The 15259-nt window shown below is 65.9% G+C and carries 18 protein-coding genes; 15 read left to right on the top strand and 3 right to left on the bottom strand.

Annotated features, from left to right (window positions below; translation table 11 throughout):
- Positions 1–37: 37 nt before the first annotated feature.
- The 7 genes from atpE to I5803_RS11725 all read left to right on the top strand — a co-directional run bounded on the left by atpE (position 38) and on the right by I5803_RS11725 (position 5807).
- A complete protein-coding gene (atpE, locus tag I5803_RS11755; RefSeq protein WP_231402395.1) occupies positions 38–301 on the top strand; it encodes a F0F1 ATP synthase subunit C in 264 nt (87 codons plus the stop codon).
- A gap of 71 nt (positions 302–372) precedes the next feature.
- Positions 373–843 carry a F0F1 ATP synthase subunit B gene (locus I5803_RS11750; protein ID WP_196986542.1) on the top strand — a complete coding sequence of 157 codons (471 nt, stop codon included), beginning with the start codon at positions 373–375 and terminating at the stop codon, positions 841–843.
- A 9-nt stretch (positions 844–852) separates the two neighbouring features.
- On the top strand, positions 853–1383 hold the full coding sequence (locus I5803_RS11745) for a F0F1 ATP synthase subunit delta (protein ID WP_196986541.1): 531 nt from the start codon (positions 853–855) through the stop codon (positions 1381–1383).
- Between the two features lie 45 nt (positions 1384–1428).
- Positions 1429–3042: a F0F1 ATP synthase subunit alpha gene (atpA, locus tag I5803_RS11740; RefSeq protein WP_196986540.1), complete on the top strand. Its 1614-nt coding sequence runs from the start codon at positions 1429–1431 to the stop codon at positions 3040–3042.
- A gap of 25 nt (positions 3043–3067) precedes the next feature.
- Complete coding sequence (gene atpG, locus I5803_RS11735; protein ID WP_196986539.1) at positions 3068–3934, top strand: F0F1 ATP synthase subunit gamma; 867 nt, start codon at positions 3068–3070, stop codon at positions 3932–3934.
- 32 nt (positions 3935–3966) lie between these two features.
- Positions 3967–5379, top strand: a complete 1413-nt coding sequence (gene atpD / locus I5803_RS11730) for a F0F1 ATP synthase subunit beta (RefSeq protein ID WP_196986538.1) — start codon at positions 3967–3969, stop codon at positions 5377–5379.
- Positions 5380–5381: 2 nt separating this feature from the next.
- Positions 5382–5807: a F0F1 ATP synthase subunit epsilon gene (locus I5803_RS11725; RefSeq protein ID WP_196986537.1), complete on the top strand. Its 426-nt coding sequence runs from the start codon at positions 5382–5384 to the stop codon at positions 5805–5807.
- 364 nt (positions 5808–6171) lie between these two features.
- Here the strand turns inward: I5803_RS11725 and I5803_RS11720 are convergent, their stop codons facing one another.
- The 3 genes from I5803_RS11720 to I5803_RS11710 are packed head-to-tail and all read right to left on the bottom strand — an operon-like array spanning position 6172 to position 8182.
- Positions 6172–6687 carry a TPM domain-containing protein gene (locus I5803_RS11720; protein ID WP_231402394.1) on the bottom strand — a complete coding sequence of 172 codons (516 nt, stop codon included), beginning with the start codon at positions 6685–6687 and terminating at the stop codon, positions 6172–6174.
- A gap of 2 nt (positions 6688–6689) precedes the next feature.
- Entirely contained in the window at positions 6690–7595 is a 906-nt protein-coding gene (locus I5803_RS11715; protein ID WP_196986535.1) for a TPM domain-containing protein, read from the bottom strand.
- Positions 7592–8182 (bottom strand): LemA family protein, encoded by a 591-nt coding sequence (locus I5803_RS11710; protein ID WP_196986534.1) that lies wholly within the window; start codon positions 8180–8182, stop codon positions 7592–7594. Before I5803_RS11710 ends, I5803_RS11715 begins: the two co-directional genes overlap by 4 nt.
- Before the next feature lie 47 nt (positions 8183–8229).
- On the opposite strand from I5803_RS11710, the gene I5803_RS11705 reads away from it, so the two are divergent.
- The 8 genes from I5803_RS11705 to I5803_RS11670 all read left to right on the top strand — a co-directional run bounded on the left by I5803_RS11705 (position 8230) and on the right by I5803_RS11670 (position 15214).
- The gene (locus tag I5803_RS11705; protein ID WP_196986533.1) at positions 8230–8973 is read left to right on the top strand and encodes a hypothetical protein; all 744 of its coding nucleotides are present in this window, start codon (positions 8230–8232) and stop codon (positions 8971–8973) included.
- 24 nt (positions 8974–8997) lie between these two features.
- Positions 8998–9447 carry a YybH family protein gene (locus I5803_RS11700; protein ID WP_196986532.1) on the top strand — a complete coding sequence of 150 codons (450 nt, stop codon included), beginning with the start codon at positions 8998–9000 and terminating at the stop codon, positions 9445–9447.
- The gene (locus I5803_RS11695; RefSeq protein ID WP_231402393.1) at positions 9444–10436 is read left to right on the top strand and encodes a YheT family hydrolase; all 993 of its coding nucleotides are present in this window, start codon (positions 9444–9446) and stop codon (positions 10434–10436) included. The genes I5803_RS11700 and I5803_RS11695 overlap by 4 nt, the downstream gene beginning before the upstream one ends.
- A gap of 98 nt (positions 10437–10534) precedes the next feature.
- Entirely contained in the window at positions 10535–11317 is a 783-nt protein-coding gene (locus tag I5803_RS11690; protein WP_196986531.1) for an ABC transporter ATP-binding protein, read from the top strand.
- Positions 11314–12030, top strand: a complete 717-nt coding sequence (locus I5803_RS11685; protein ID WP_196986530.1) for an ABC transporter ATP-binding protein — start codon at positions 11314–11316, stop codon at positions 12028–12030. Before I5803_RS11690 ends, I5803_RS11685 begins: the two co-directional genes overlap by 4 nt.
- Before the next feature lie 14 nt (positions 12031–12044).
- Positions 12045–12914: a branched-chain amino acid ABC transporter permease gene (locus I5803_RS11680; protein ID WP_196986529.1), complete on the top strand. Its 870-nt coding sequence runs from the start codon at positions 12045–12047 to the stop codon at positions 12912–12914.
- Positions 12915–12981: 67 nt separating this feature from the next.
- On the top strand, positions 12982–13932 hold the full coding sequence (locus tag I5803_RS11675; RefSeq protein WP_231402392.1) for a branched-chain amino acid ABC transporter permease: 951 nt from the start codon (positions 12982–12984) through the stop codon (positions 13930–13932).
- Between the two features lie 55 nt (positions 13933–13987).
- Positions 13988–15214 (top strand): ABC transporter substrate-binding protein, encoded by a 1227-nt coding sequence (locus tag I5803_RS11670; protein WP_196986527.1) that lies wholly within the window; start codon positions 13988–13990, stop codon positions 15212–15214.
- Positions 15215–15259: the final 45 nt, after the last annotated feature.

Below are 15259 nucleotides of genomic sequence, written 5' to 3'. Positions count from 1 at the left end.
CTTTTTTTTACGTCAACCAAGTCCTTTAGGAGCAATCATGCAAGTTATCAGTTTCGTCGCACTGGCCGCCGGCCTCATCATCGGCCTGGGTGCCATCGGTGCCTGTATCGGTATCGGCATCATGGGCAGCAAGTACCTCGAATCCGCCGCGCGCCAGCCCGAGCTGATGGGCGAACTGCAGACCAAGATGTTCCTGCTCGCCGGCCTGATCGACGCCGCTTTCATTATCGGTACCGGTATCGCCCTGTGGTTCGCCACCGCGAACCCGTTCCTGAGCCAGCTGGCCAACCTCCCGAAGTAAGCGCTGTCCTGGCATCCCCCAATCTCATGTCCCGCGGCTTGCCATAGCGCGGCGGGGCGAAGGATGAACAAGTGAGCATTACCGCAACCCTCATCGTCCAGATGATCGTGTTCCTGATCCTGGTCGGGTTCACGATGAAGTACGTGTGGCCCCCCATCGCCGCCGCGCTCGACGAGCGCGCGCGGAAGATCGCCGACGGCCTGGCCGCCGCCGACAAGGCGAAGGCCGACCTGGCTGCCGCCGACAAGCGCGTGGAAGCGGAACTCGGCAAGACGCGCAACGAGACGGCCGCCCTGCTGGCCGACGCGGAGCGCCGTGCGCAGCACATCGTCGAGGAAGCCAAGGGCCGGGCCACCGAAGAGGCCAACAAGATCATCGCAGCGGCGAAGGTCGAAGCCGACCAGCAGACCGTCCGCGCGCGCGAAACCCTGCGCGAGCAGGTCGCCGGCCTGGCCGTCAAGGGCGCCGAGCAGATCCTGCGCAAGGAAGTCAACGCCGGCGTTCACGCCGAGCTGCTGAACCGCCTCAAGGCCGAGCTGTAAGAGGAACACATGGCTGAACTCGCGACCATCGCCCGTCCTTACGCCGAAGCGTTGTACAAGTCGTCCAAGGGTGACTTGAACGCGGCTTCGCAGTGGCTCGACGCCCTCGGCGCCGTGGCCGGCAACGCGCAGCTGCTGCAGTTCGCCGACAACCCCAAGGTCACGAGCCAGCAGGTCTTCGATGTCATCTCCGACGTCGCCAAGGTGCAATTGCCGGAGAGCGCGAAGAATTTCCTGCGTGCGGTCATCGAAAACGGCCGCGTCTCCGCCTTGCCCGAGATCGCGACGCAATTTCGCGCGCTCAAGAATGCGCAGAGCGGCTCGTCCGATGCCGTGGTCTACAGCGCGTTCCCGATCGATGCGCAGGCCCTCGCGGGTGTCTCGGCCGCACTGGAAAAGCGCTTCGGCCGCAAGCTGAACGTGAGCGTCAAGGAAGACCCGTCCCTCATCGGCGGAATTCGCGTGGTGGTCGGCGACGAGGTGCTCGACACCTCCGTCAAGGCCCGCCTGGAACAAATGAAAGTCGCCCTCACCGCCTGACCGGCGGGATGAGACGGAGTCACAACATTAGGAAAGGAAAGAGTCATGCAACTCAATCCCGCAGAGATTTCTGAACTGATCAAGAGCCGCATCGAGGGCCTGAGCGCCAGTGCCGACATCCGCAACCAGGGCACGGTCGTATCCGTGGCCGACGGTATCTGCCGCATCCACGGCCTGTCCGACGTGATGGCCGGTGAGATGCTGGAGTTCCCGCCGACCGCGGACGGCACGCCGACCTTCGGCCTTGCGTTGAACCTCGAGCGCGACTCCGTCGGCTCGGTGATTCTGGGCGAATACGAGCACATCTCCGAAGGCGACACCGTGAAGTGCACGGGCCGGATCCTGGAAGTGCCGGTGGGGCCCGAGCTCGTGGGCCGCGTCGTCAACGCGCTGGGCCAGCCGATCGACGGCAAGGGTCCGGTCAACGCCAAGATGACCGACGTGATCGAGAAGGTTGCGCCGGGCGTGATCGCCCGCCAGTCCGTGAGCCAGCCGATGGCCACCGGGCTGAAGTCCATCGACTCCATGGTGCCGATCGGCCGCGGCCAGCGCGAGCTGATCATCGGCGACCGCCAGACCGGCAAGTCGGCCGTGGCCGTCGATGCGATCATCAACCAGAAGGGTCAGAACATGACCTGCGTGTACGTCGCCATCGGGCAGAAGGCGTCCACGATCAAGAACATCGTCCGCTCGCTGGAGCAGGCCGGCGCGATGGAATACACCATCGTCGTCGCGGCTTCCGCTTCCGAGTCGGCCGCCATGCAGTACGTTTCCGCGTACTCCGGCTGCACGATGGGCGAGTATTTCCGTGACCGCGGCCAGGATGCCCTGATCGTCTATGACGACCTGTCCAAGCAGGCCGTCGCGTATCGCCAGGTTTCGCTGCTGCTGCGCCGCCCGCCGGGCCGCGAAGCCTACCCCGGCGACGTGTTCTATCTCCACTCGCGCCTGCTCGAGCGCGCCGCACGCGTGAATGCCGACTACGTCGAAGCGTTCACCAAGGGCGAAGTCAAGGGCAAGACGGGTTCGCTGACCGCACTGCCGATCATCGAGACGCAGGCGGGCGACGTGTCCGCTTTCGTGCCGACGAACGTAATCTCGATCACGGACGGGCAGATCTTCCTGGAAACGTCGCTTTTCAACGCCGGCATCCGCCCCGCCATCAACGCCGGTATCTCGGTGTCCCGCGTCGGTAGCGCCGCCCAGACCAACTGGATCAAGGGCCTGTCGGGCGGTATCCGTACGGACCTCGCGCAATATCGTGAGCTGGCGGCCTTCGCGCAGTTCGCCTCCGACCTGGACGAAGCCACCCGCAAGCAGCTCGACCGCGGCGCCCGCGTGACCGAATTGCTCAAGCAGGCCCAGTACAGCCCGCTGCCGATCTCGCTGATGGGCGCGACACTCTTCGCGGTGAACAAGGGGTACCTCGACGACATCGAGGTCAAGAAAGTCCTGGCCTTCGAGCACGGCCTGCATGCCTACCTGAAGGACAAGCACGCCGCCCTGCTCGCGACCATCGAAAAGAACGGCGCCAAGTGGGACAACAAGCCCGCCAAGGATTCGGACGCGGACGACAAGAAGGCCTTCAAGAAGGTCTGCATCGACGCCGAGACCGAATTGAACGCCGCCATCGCGGCGTTCAAGAAGTCCTTCGCTTGACGTCTCTGAATTAACAGGAGCCAACGTGGCTGCAGGTAAAGAGATTCGGGGCAAGATCAAATCGGTGGAGAACACCAAGAAGATCACCAAGGCCATGGAAATGGTGGCCGCCTCCAAGATGCGCAAGGCGCAGGAGCGCATGCGCCATGCCCGGCCTTACGCCGACAAGGTGCGCAATATCGCGGCCAACCTCGGCAAGGCGAATCCGGAGTACACGCACCCGTTCATGAATGTGAACGACGCGAAGACCGCCGGCTTCATCGTGGTCACGACGGACAAGGGCCTGTGCGGCGGCATGAACACCAACGTGCTGCGCATGGTCACGACCAAGCTGCGCGAAATGCAGTCCGCCGGGATGGACGCGAATGCGGTCGCCATCGGCAACAAGGGCCTGGGCTTCCTGAACCGCATCGGCGCCAAGGTGGTTTCGCATGTGACGCAACTGGGTGACACGCCGCATCTGGACAAGTTGATCGGGCCGGTGAAGGTGCTGCTCGATGCTTACGCCGAGGGCAAGGTGAGCGCCGTGTACCTTTCGTACACCAAGTTCATCAACACCATGCGTCAGGAGCCGGTGCTCGAGCAGCTGTTACCTCTCACCGCGGACAATTTCAAGTCCGACGAGGGCCAGCACGGCTGGGACTACATCTACGAACCCGATGCGCAGACTGTCATCGACGAATTGCTGCTGCGCTACGTAGAGGCGCTGGTGTACCAGGCCGTGGCCGAGAACATGGCGTCCGAGCAATCGGCGCGCATGGTGGCCATGAAGGCCGCCACCGACAACGCCGGCAACGTGATTGCCGAGCTCAAGCTGGTCTACAACAAGACGCGCCAGGCGGCGATCACGAAAGAGCTTTCGGAGATCGTGGCCGGAGCGGCTGCGGTTTGAAGACCCTACAGATTATTTTTGGAGCACCGTAAATGGCTCAAACACAAGCAACCCAAGGCAAGATCGTCCAATGCATCGGCGCCGTGGTCGACGTGGAATTTCCGCGCGACCAGATGCCCAAGGTGTACGACGCCCTCAAGATGGAAGGCACGGCCCTGACCCTGGAAGTGCAGCAGCAGCTGGGCGACGGCATCGTCCGCACCATTGCGCTCGGTTCTTCCGACGGCCTGCGCCGCGGCAACATGGTCTACAACACCAATGCACCGATCACGGTGCCGGTGGGCAAGGCCACGCTGGGTCGCATCATGGACGTGCTGGGCAACCCGATCGACGAGCGTGGCCCCGTCGACTCGACGCTGACCGCGTCGATCCACCGCAAGGCCCCAGCCTATGACGAGCTCTCGCCTTCGCAGGAGCTGCTCGAAACCGGCATCAAGGTGATCGACCTGGTGTGTCCCTTCTCGAAGGGCGGCAAGGTCGGTCTGTTCGGCGGCGCCGGAGTCGGCAAGACCGTGAACATGATGGAGCTGATCAACAACATCGCCAAGGCGCACTCCGGCCTGTCGGTGTTCGCCGGCGTCGGTGAACGCACCCGTGAAGGCAACGACTTCTATCACGAGATGGCCGACTCCAAGGTCGTCGACCTCGAGAACCTGCCGAACTCCAAGGTGTCGATGGTCTACGGCCAGATGAACGAGCCGCCGGGTAACCGCCTGCGCGTCGCGTTGACCGGCCTCACGATCGCCGAGTCGTTCCGCGATGAAGGCCGCGACGTGCTGTTCTTCGTGGACAACATCTACCGCTACACGCTCGCCGGCACGGAAGTCTCCGCGCTGCTGGGCCGCATGCCTTCCGCCGTGGGCTACCAGCCGACGCTGGCCGAGGAAATGGGTCGCCTGCAGGAGCGGATCACGTCGACCAAGGTCGGCTCGATCACCTCGATCCAGGCCGTGTACGTGCCTGCGGACGACTTGACCGACCCGTCGCCCGCGACGACGTTCGCCCACTTGGACTCCACCGTCGTGTTGTCCCGTGACATCGCCGCGCTGGGCATCTATCCCGCCGTGGACCCGCTGGATTCCACGAGCCGCCAGCTCGACCCGTTGGTCGTGGGCGAGGACCACTACAACACCGCCCGCGCCGTGCAGAACACGCTGCAGCGCTACAAGGAACTGCGCGACATCATCGCGATTCTCGGCATGGACGAGCTCGCGCCCGAAGACAAGCTGGCCGTGGCCCGCGCCCGCAAGATCCAGCGCTTCCTGTCGCAGCCCTTCCACGTCGCCGAAGTGTTCACCGGTTCGCCCGGCAAGTACGTGCCGCTGGCGGAGACGATCCGCGGCTTCAAGATGATCACCGCCGGCGAATGCGATCACCTGCCCGAGCAGGCGTTCTACATGGTCGGCACGATCGACGAAGCTTTCGAGAAGGCCAAGAAGGTCTAAAGATGGAATCCACCCACACCATTCATGTGGACGTGGTGAGTGCCGAGGAGTCGATCTTCTCGGGTGAGGCGCGTTTCGTCGCATTGCCCGGCGAGGCCGGCGAGCTCGGCATCTATCCGCGTCACACGCCGCTGATCACCCGCATCAAGCCGGGTACCGTGCGGATCGAGAAAGCCGACGGCACCGAGGAATTCGTGTTCGTCGCAGGCGGCGTGCTGGAAGTCCAACCGACCACCGTCACCGTCCTGTCCGACACCGCCATTCGCGGCAAGGACCTCGACGAAGAAAAGGCCAACGCCGCCAAGGCGGCTGCCGAGGAAGCCCTTCGCAACGCCAAGGGCGAGCTCGACATCGCCAAGGCGCAGTCGGAACTGGCCGTCATGGCTGCGCAGATCGCGGCACTGCGCAAATATCGGCAGAAGAAATAGATGGATGGCAGGTGCGTCTTCGGATGTTTCCCGCCGATCCGGTTCCCATAAGAAGCGCTAAAAATCGCGCCCTCAAGCCCCGTTCGAAAGAGCGGGGCTTTTTTATTGCCAAATGCTAATGCCGGCCTGGCCGAACGACATAAATAGAGGTCGAAAGTTACCTGGTAAATAGAATCATCGACTTCAAGGTGAGGATGGGAAGACAGGTCAATGAAAAAGTTCGATATGCACGCGTCATCGCGTCGTCATCGGCCACTGCGGGGCAGGCGAGTCCGAAGCATCGGTGTCCGGCACCCGCGTCCACAACGTGTCGACGCGACGAGCTGCGACGCACTAAGCTCCGAGTCGCCAAAGCGGCGTCACCTCACCCCAGCACGGGCTCGTCGGGCAACTCGTTCACGTTCTCCGCGCCGTCGGGAGCCGGGAAGTGCGCCACCAATAGCGCGGACACTTCCTCCAGCGCTTGCGTGATCCCGTCCTCGAAGCGGCCTTCGTGCAGCGCGGCGCCCATGCGGCCAACGATCGCCTGCCACTCGGCAGGCGGAACCGCCCGGTGCACCGCCCGGTCGGCAACGATTTCGATGGCGCGCTCGGCGAGCAGCAGGTAGATCAGCACGCCGTTGTTCTGCTCGGTGTCCCACACACGCAGCTTGCCGAACATCGCCACCGCTCGCTCCCGTGCCGAAGCGCCACGCCACAGGTAGCTCATCGGAAGCCCGGCCTCGACGTAGATCCGCACTTCGCCGGTGTGGCGCTTCTCGCTCGCCGCCACCCGCCGCGCCAGTCGCTCCACCAGTTCGGGTGGAATGGCCTTGCGCGTGTCGGATTCGTCCAGCCAGCGGTGGCGCAGCACGCGGGAGATCAAGTTGCCCTGCGCCATCATCACCAGTCCCCCGAGGCGCCGCCGCCCCCGAAATCGCCGCCGCCCCCGGAGCCGCCCCAGCTGCTTCCACCGCCTCCGCCCCAACCGCCTCCGCCCCCGCCGCCACCGATCCACGGCACGCCGCCGTTGCCGCCGCGCCTGCCGGGGGACATGCCGCCCAGGCCGCCGGAGATCATCGTGAACAGCAAGGCGATGAACGCCGCGATCGCGGCGACGACGATGCTGGAAGTGATGAACATGGCGATGACGCCGACGCCCGCGCCTGTCGCGAAGGAGCCCAGCTTGCGGCCGAGCATGCCGCGCAGGATGCCGCCCACCACCGGAACGCCGATGAACAGGAAGATCGCGAGGTCCATCCAGTCGAAACCGCCGAGTCCGGCTTGCGGGGTGGGCTTCGTCGATCGTGCCTTGGGCGCCGGCAGTGCTTCGCCGTTGATGCGCGCAATCAACTGGTCGGCAGCCGCCTGCAGGCCCGCTGCGTAATCGCCCTTGCGGAAGTTCGGGGTGATCGCATCCTCGATCACCTGCCGCGCCGCGAGGTCGGGGATGGCGCCTTCGAGCGTCTTCGCGACCTCGATGCGCACCTTGCGGTCATCCTTCGCGACGACGAGGAGCACCCCATCGCCCACGCCTTTGCGGCCGATCTTCCAGCTGTTGGCCACGCGGTTCGCGTAGCTCGCGATGTCTTCCGGTTGCGTGGTCGGGACGATCAGCATCGCAAGCTGCGTGCCCTTGGATTGCTCCAGGGCCATGAGCTTGTCCTCCAGCCCTTTTTGCTGGATCGCGTCGAGCGTGCCCGTCTGGTCGACGACGTGCGCCGTAAGCGCGGGGATGGGCTTGAGGTCCTGCGCGAAGCCGCAGGCCGCCCACAGGGCGACGAAGGCGAACGCGAGGAGCCGCCTCACTTCTTCGTGCCGAAGTCCACTTGGGGAGGCGTCGAAATCTGGGCCTCGTTCTGCACCGTGAAGGTGGGCTTCGGCTCGTAATGGAACACCATCGCCGTCAGGTTATTGGGAAAGCTGCGCGCGAGCACGTTGTACTCCTGCACCGACTGGATGTAGCGGTTGCGCGCCACGGTGATGCGGTTCTCCGTGCCTTCGAGCTGTACGCGCAGGTCGCGGAAGCTCTGGTTCGCCTTCAGGTCCGGGTAGCGCTCGCTGACGACGAGCAGGCGGCTGAGCGCGCTCGACAGCTCGCCTTGCGCCTGCTGGAATTTCTTGAACGCCTCGGGGTTGTTGAGCGTCTCGGGGGTGACCTGCACCGCGGTAGCCTTGGCCCGCGCCTCGATCACCTTGGTCAGCGTGTCCTGCTCGAAGTTCGCCTCGCCCTTGACCGTGGCGACGAGGTTGGGCACCAGGTCGGCGCGACGCTGGTACTGGTTGAGCACCTCGCTCCACGCCGATTTGCTCGCCTCGTCGAGGCGCTGGAAGTCGTTGTAGCCGCAGCCGGAGAGCGACAGGGCCGCCAGGAGGATGAGGAGCCAGCGTTTCATTCGGGAAGTTCCTTGTGGGAGGGGTTGGCAACGGTAGCATAGATGGGATGCATTCCGGGCCGGTTCAAGTCCTCGCGGGCGCACTTCGGCCCGGCAAACCCATCCGTCAGCCGACCTTGCTGGTCGCCGGTGCCACCGGCACGCTCGGCAACGAGGTCATGCGCCGGCTGGTGGGCCATCAGCGCTTCGGAGCGACGTACGTGCTCGCCCGCGAGCCCATCCAGGCGGGCCTTCGCGGTGTCGCGCTGCACCGGGTCGAATCCGACTCGCCGCGGCAATGGCCGTTGCTGCCGGCAGACACGGGGGTGATCCTGTTCGAACCGCCGAGGCTCTTCCATGACCGCGAGCGCGCGTTGTGGACGCCCCAACCCGGGCAGCTGGTCGAACTCGCGCTGTGGATGCGGCGCAGCGGTGTGACGACGCTCGCGGTCGTGCTGCCGCACGCGCAGGGCCGGCTGCCCGAAGCACTCAAACGCGGACTGGCGGGACTGGATGAGCACGCGGTCAGCACGCTGGGTTTCGAACGCCTCCTCTTCGTGCGGTCCGCACAAAGGCCGGGCGCGGCGAAAGAGAGGGGCTTCCTGCCGTCGACGGCCCGCTGGATGCTGTCGATCTTCCGCTACATGATCCCCAGCAGCGAGCAGCCGGTGCGCTCGGTCAAGGTCGCGGAGTTCGTCGCGTCGGCGCTGCGTCACGCGACGCCGGGCATCCACGTGGCCGAGCCCGCGGTTGTGTGGCGCGCCGCGCAGGGCGACGTCGACGCCGTCGTGCGCGAGTGGCTCGCACGCTGAATCCACGGCAAAATCCCCGCACCCATGCGCAAGTCCAAACTCCAGGCCGCCAGCCTCGAAGGCAACGCCGACGATGTCGAAGCCGCTTTCTACGACGCCCTGCAGAACGGCGATATCGACAAGCTCATGGCCTGCTGGGCGGACGACGACGACATCGTGTGCATCCACCCCGGCGGCCCCCGCGTCGTCGGCGCGATGGCGATCCGCGCCACGTTCGAGGCGATGTTCGGCAACGGCAGCATCCGCGCATGGCCCGAGCAGGCGCGCAAGGTGCACGCGGCGGCGGCGGCGGTGCACAACGTGCTCGAACGCGTGGAAGTCCTGGGCCCGGAAGGCCCGCTGAACGCCTGGGTGATCGCCACCAACGTCTACCACAAGACCACCCAGGGCTGGCGCATGGTCGCGCATCATGCGAGCCCCGGCACTCCCAGCGAAATCCAGGAGGTCTCCGGCTCACCCCAGGTGCTGCATTGAGCGACGGGCCGGGGTTCGATTACCGCGCGCCGTGGTGGCTGCCCGGCGGCAACCTGCAGACGATCTGGGCCGCGCTCTTCGCGCGTCGCGTCTTCGGCGCCGTGCCGCAGTACCGGCGCGAGCGCTGGCGCACCCCCGACGGCGACTTCATCGATGTCGACTTCCTTGCAGGCAAGCCGGTCGGGCCCCGGGCGCCGCTGCTCGTCATGTTCCATGGGCTCGAGGGCTCGTCGCGCAGCCACTACGCCGAGGCCTTCGCCGACTTCGCCGCCGAACGCGGGGCCGCCTTCGTCATTCCGCATTTCCGCGGATGCGGCGGCGAGCTCAATGCCGGGCCCCGCGCCTACCATTCGGGGGACTACGAAGAGATCGGGTGGATCCTCTCGCGGCTGCGCGAGCGGCACGAAGGCCCGATCGTCGCGGCAGGCGTGTCCCTCGGCGGCAATGCCTTGATGCGCTGGGCCGGCGAGGCAGGCAGCGACGCATCGCGATTCGCGAGCGCCGTGGCGTCGGTCTGCTCGCCGCTGGACCTGGCGGCGGGGTCGGTGGCCATCGGCCGCGGTTTCAACCGGCTCGTGTACACCACCATGTTCCTGCGCACGATGAAACCCAAGGCGATGGACAAGCTCGCGCAGCATCCCGGCCTCTTCGACGGCAAGCGGTTGATGGCCGCGCGCAACCTGTACGAATTCGACGACATCTTCACCGCGCCGCTGCACGGGTTTCGCAACGCGGACGACTACTACGCGCGGGCATCGGCCAAGCCGCACCTGCATCGGATCCGCATTCCCGCACTCGCGCTCAATGCACGCAACGATCCTTTCGTGCCGGCCGCCAGCCTGCCGGAGGCCGGTGAAGCCGGCTCGCATGTGACGCTGTGGCAGCCGGCCACGGGCGGCCACGTGGGCTTTCCCGACGGACGCATGCCCGGGCATGTGAGGACGATGCCGGACCGCGTCGGCGCGTGGCTGCTGCAACACGCGGCCTGACGCCTGCGCGACGGCCCGCCGCCGTGCGCGCGGGTTTCCACTGTTGGTCGGCCACGGGGGCGGGAGCATAAAGGCCAGCGAAACGTCCCACACCATCCATGCAAGAACCGCGCGCCCAGGCCCTGCTCGAAGTCACCGGCGTCACCGTGCGCTTCGGCGGCATCACGGCGCTCGACGGCGTGTCGTTCAAGGTCATGCGCGGAACCATCGCCGGATTGATCGGGCCGAACGGCGCGGGCAAGACCACGCTGTTCAATTGCCTGTCGCGCCTGTACGGCTTCAGCGAAGGCGAGATCCTCTTCGAAGGAAAGCCGCTCACCGACACGCCGCCGCACGGCATCGCGGCGCTGGGCATCGGCCGCACTTTCCAGAACCTCGCGCTGTTCCGCACGATGAGCGTCCGCGACAACGTGATGCTGGGCGGCCATGCGCGCAGCGCGAGCGGATTCCTGTCGAATGCGCTGCGCCTGCCGCATGTGCAGCGGGAAGAGCGGCAGCTCGGCGCGAGGGCGTCGCAGGTCATCGACCTTCTCGATTTGCAGGCCGTCGCGGCGACGCCGGTCGCGGACCTGCCGTTCGGGACGCAGAAGAGGGTGGAGCTCGCGCGTGCGTTGATGAGCCAGCCCAAGCTGCTCCTGCTCGACGAACCTGCGGGCGGCCTGAACCACGAAGAGGTCGACGGCCTGCGCCTGCTGCTGCGACGCATCCAGTCGGAACTGCAGCTGACGATGCTGCTCGTCGAGCACCACATGAACCTCGTGATGCGCGTGAGCGACCAGGTCATCGCCCTGGACTTCGGACGCAAGATCGCCGACGGCACGCCGGCGGAGGTTCGCGAGAACCCCGATGTCGTGCGCGCGTACCTCGGGGTGGAAGCATGAGCTCGCCGCTGCTGCAGGTGCGCGGGCTGCATGCCTATTACGGCAGCACCCATGTGTTGCACGGCATCGACTTCGAAGTGCGCCAGGGGGGCATCACCACGATTCTCGGCGCCAACGGTGCGGGCAAGACGACGACGCTGCGCGCCATGTGCGGCATGGTGCGGACGCAAGGTGACATCATCCTCGGCGGCGATCGCATCGACGGCAAGCCCACCGAAAGCATCGTGCGCATGGGCGTCGCGCACGTGCCTGACGGGCGGGGCACCTTCCTGAACTTCACCGTCGAGGAGAACCTGCGCATCGGCGCGTACACGCGCAAGGACAAGGCCGGGGTGCAGGCCGACTACGAGCGCATGTTCAATTATTTCCCGCGCCTGCGCGAGCGCCGCCGGCAGCAGGCGGGCACGCTGTCGGGCGGTGAGCAGCAGATGCTGGCGGTGTCGCGCGCGCTGATGCTCCAGCCCCGCCTGCTGCTGCTCGACGAGCCGTCCTTCGGCCTCGCGCCGCGCATCGTGCAGGAGCTCTTCGAGATCTTCCGCGAGATCAACCAGGCCTCGGGCATCAGCATGCTGCTGGTGGAGCAGAACGCCGCGCTCGCGCTGCGCCTGGCGGACCATGCCTACCTGCTGGAGACCGGCCGCGTGGTGATCTCCGGATCGGCGGAATCGATCCGCAACGACGAGTCGGTGCGCCGCTCCTACCTGGGTTACTAGAAAGACCGCCGCGCATGGACCTGCTGATCCACCAAGTGCTCTCCGGCCTCGCGACCGGCGGCATCTACGCGAGCGTGGCGCTGGCCCTCGTGATGATCTACCAGGCCACGCACCTCGTGAACTTCGCGCAAGGCGAGATCGCGATGTTCGCGACCTACCTCGCCTGGACGCTGATGCAGGCAGGCGTGCCGTACTGGGGCGCGTTCTTCATCACGGTGGCCGCGGCCTTCGTCGGGGGCGTGATCCTGGAGCGCGTGGTGATACGCCCTGTGGAAAACGGCCCCATCCTCTCGCTCGTGATCGTCTTCATCGGCCTGCTCGTGATCTTCAACAGTGTCGCGGGCTGGATCTACAGCTACACGATCAAGCCTTTCCCGAGCCCGTTCCCCACGCAGCCGCTCTTCGGCAACACCTACGTGACCTCGCACGAGCTCGGCTCGGCGGGCGTGACGCTCACGGTGCTGCTGCTCGTGTTCCTGTTCTTTCGCTTCACGCCCCTGGGCCTCGCGATGCGCGCCGCGGCCCAGAACCCCGTGTCGAGCCGGCTCGTCGGCGTGCGCGTCGGATGGATGCTCGCGCTGGGCTGGGGCCTCGCATCGGCCATCGGCGCGGTCGCCGGCATCATGGTCGCGCCCATCGTGTTCCTGGAGCCCAACATGATGGGCGGCATCCTGCTCTACGCCTTTGCGGGCGCGCTGCTCGGCGGCATCGACAGTCCCGGCGGCGCGGTGCTCGGCGGCTTCGTGGTCGGCGTGCTGGAGAACGTCGTCGGGGTGTACCTGGGCACGGAGCTCAAGCTCACCGTGGCGCTCGTCATCATCGTCGGCGTGCTCGTCGTGCGTCCCGCCGGCCTGTTCGGCAAAGTCCATGTGGCGAGGGTCTGACGCGATGGACCAGCCGCCCGTCTCTTCCGTCACGCCACCCGCCGCCGTTCCCGCGAAATTACGCGCCATGGGCACACGGCAACTGCTGCTGCTCGGCATGCTGGTCGTGGTCGCCTGCGTGCTGCCCTTCGTGCTGGGCAACTACCGCGTCTTCCAGCTCACGCTCGCCCTCGCCTATGCCATCGCGCTCCTGGGGCTCAACATGCTCACGGGCTTCAATGGACAGATCTCGCTCGGCCACGGGGCGTTCTACGCGATCGGCGCATATACCGCCGCGATCCTCATGGACAAGGCCGGGTTTCCCTATTGGGCGACGATCCCCGTCTCGGGCGTGGTGTGCCTCGTCGCGGGCTTCCTCTTCGGCTTACCGGCGCTGCGCCTGGAGGGCCTCTACCTGGCGCTCGCGACCTTCGCGCTCGGCGTCGCGATGCCGCAGATCCTCAAGCACAAGTCGCTGGAGCACTGGACCGGCGGCGCGATGGGCGTGGTGATCGTCAAGCCCGATGCGCCCGAGGGCATCCCGCTCTCGCAGGACCAGTGGCTTTACTTCTTCACGCTCGCCTGGGCGCTGCTGCTCTTCTGGGTCGCCTGGAATCTCCTGCGCGGGCGCGTCGGGCGCGCGCTGGTCGCGATCCGCGACCAGCCCATCGCCGCGCAGGCCATGGGCGTGAACACCGCGATCTACAAGTCGCTCACCTTCGGCGTCTCCGCGTTCTATACCGGCGTCGCGGGCGCGCTCGGCGCGATCGCGGTGCAGTTCGTCGCCCCGGATTCGTTCACGATCTTCCTGTCGCTCACGCTGCTGATCGGCGTGGTGATCGGCGGGCTCGCCTCGATCAGCGGCGCGATCTACGGCGCCCTCTTCATCCAGTTCGTTCCCAACATCGCCGACCAGATCTCCAAGGCCGCGCCCTGGGCGATCTACGGCGTGTTCCTGATCCTGTTCATGTACGTGATGCCTTCCGGCGTTGCAGGCATGGTGAAGATGCTGCGCCACCGGTTGTCGCGGAGCAAGTGAGCGGCGCCTGCGGGGCGCGATGTGCAAGTGTGGTGGAGACTCGAAAGGAAGCAAGATGAGAAGCGTCCAATTTCCCAAATCGCTCTGGCTGGCGGCCGCGATCGCCGTTGGCGGATCGCTGTTCGCCTCCGGCGCGCTGGCCCAGGCCAAGTACGGGCCCGGCGCCTCCGCGAAGGAGATCAAGCTCGGGCAGACCATGCCCTACAGCGGCCCCGCGTCGGCCTACGGCACCATCGGCAAGGTGCAGCAGGCCTACTTCAGGAAGGTCAACGAGGAGGGCGGCGTCAACGGCCGCATGATCAACCTGCTGTCGGTGGACGACGGCTACAGCCCGCCCAAGGCCGTCGAGCAGGTGCGCAAGCTGGTGGAGCAGGACGAAGTGCTGGCGCTCTTCCAGACGCTGGGCACGCCGAGCAACTCGGCGATCCACAAGTACGTCAACGCCAAGAAAGTGCCGCACCTGTTCCTGGCGACCGGCGCGACGAAGTGGAACGACCCGAAGAACTACCCCTGGACCATGGGCTTCAACCTGAGCTACCAGACCGAAGGCGCGATCTATGGCCGCTACCTCCTGAAGAACAAGCCCAACGCGAAGGTCGCGATCCTCTACCAGAACGACGACTACGGCAAGGACGTGCTGGCCGGCGTGAAGCAGGTGCTGTCGGGCGCGAACGCGAAGATGATCGTCGCCGAAGCCACCTACGAGGTGACCGACCCGACGGTGGATTCGCAGATCCTCACGCTGAAGGCATCGGGTGCGGATACGTTCATCAACATCACCACGCCGAAATTTGCGGCGCAGGCGATACGCAAGGTGTACGACTCCGGCTGGAAGCCGCTGCACCTGCTGAACAACGTCGGCGCATCGGTCGGCTCCGTGCTGACGCCCGCCGGCCTGGACAAGTCCATCGACATCGTCACGGTGCAGTACTACAAGGACGCGACGGACCCGCAGTGGAAGGACGACCCGGCGATGCTCGAATGGCGCGCGTTCATGGCGCGCTACTACCGCGAAGGCAACGTCGAGGACGCGAGCAACATCTACGGCTACATCGCCGCGCAGGCGATGGTGCAGGTGCTCAAGCAGTGCGGCAACGACCTCACGCGCGAGAACGTGATGAAGCAGGCGGCCAACCTGAAGAACTTCAAGCAATCGCTGCTCCTGCCCGGCATCACGCTGAACACCAGCCCGACGGACTTCGCGCCGGTCGACCAGGCGCAGCTGTCGAAGTTCAACGGCAAGCAGTGGGTGCTGTTCGGCGACGTGATCGGCGGCAACTGATGGCGGCTGGGCCCTGCTTCACCCCGATGCGCCGCGGCGTCAAGG

The sequence above is a fragment of the Caenimonas aquaedulcis genome, assembly GCF_015831345.1.
GTDB classification, from domain to species: Bacteria; Pseudomonadota; Gammaproteobacteria; order Burkholderiales; family Burkholderiaceae_C; genus Ramlibacter; species Ramlibacter aquaedulcis.
The sequence above is the reverse complement of the archived record's forward strand: the minus strand, read 5'-3'. Positions and strand labels throughout refer to the sequence as shown.

Bases quoted from the DNA above. Each gene is read 5' to 3' on its own strand.
- I5803_RS11725 (WP_196986537.1), top strand. From the start codon at position 5,382: ATGGAATCCACCCACACCATTCATGTGGACGTGGTGAGTGCCGAGGAG.
- I5803_RS11745 (WP_196986541.1), top strand. From the start codon at position 853: ATGGCTGAACTCGCGACCATCGCCCGTCCTTACGCCGAAGCGTTGTAC.
- I5803_RS11685 (WP_196986530.1), top strand. From the start codon at position 11,314: ATGAGCTCGCCGCTGCTGCAGGTGCGCGGGCTGCATGCCTATTACGGC.
- atpA (WP_196986540.1), top strand. From the start codon at position 1,429: ATGCAACTCAATCCCGCAGAGATTTCTGAACTGATCAAGAGCCGCATC.
- I5803_RS11710 (WP_196986534.1), bottom strand. From the start codon at position 8,182: ATGAAACGCTGGCTCCTCATCCTCCTGGCGGCCCTGTCGCTCTCCGGC.
- I5803_RS11670 (WP_196986527.1), top strand. From the start codon at position 13,988: ATGAGAAGCGTCCAATTTCCCAAATCGCTCTGGCTGGCGGCCGCGATC.
- atpD (WP_196986538.1), top strand. From the start codon at position 3,967: ATGGCTCAAACACAAGCAACCCAAGGCAAGATCGTCCAATGCATCGGC.
- I5803_RS11700 (WP_196986532.1), top strand. From the start codon at position 8,998: ATGCGCAAGTCCAAACTCCAGGCCGCCAGCCTCGAAGGCAACGCCGAC.
- I5803_RS11675 (WP_231402392.1), top strand. From the start codon at position 12,982: ATGGGCACACGGCAACTGCTGCTGCTCGGCATGCTGGTCGTGGTCGCC.
- I5803_RS11680 (WP_196986529.1), top strand. From the start codon at position 12,045: ATGGACCTGCTGATCCACCAAGTGCTCTCCGGCCTCGCGACCGGCGGC.
- atpE (WP_231402395.1), top strand. From the start codon at position 38: ATGCAAGTTATCAGTTTCGTCGCACTGGCCGCCGGCCTCATCATCGGC.
- I5803_RS11690 (WP_196986531.1), top strand. From the start codon at position 10,535: ATGCAAGAACCGCGCGCCCAGGCCCTGCTCGAAGTCACCGGCGTCACC.
- I5803_RS11705 (WP_196986533.1), top strand. From the start codon at position 8,230: ATGCATTCCGGGCCGGTTCAAGTCCTCGCGGGCGCACTTCGGCCCGGC.
- I5803_RS11720 (WP_231402394.1), bottom strand. From the start codon at position 6,687: ATGGCGCAGGGCAACTTGATCTCCCGCGTGCTGCGCCACCGCTGGCTG.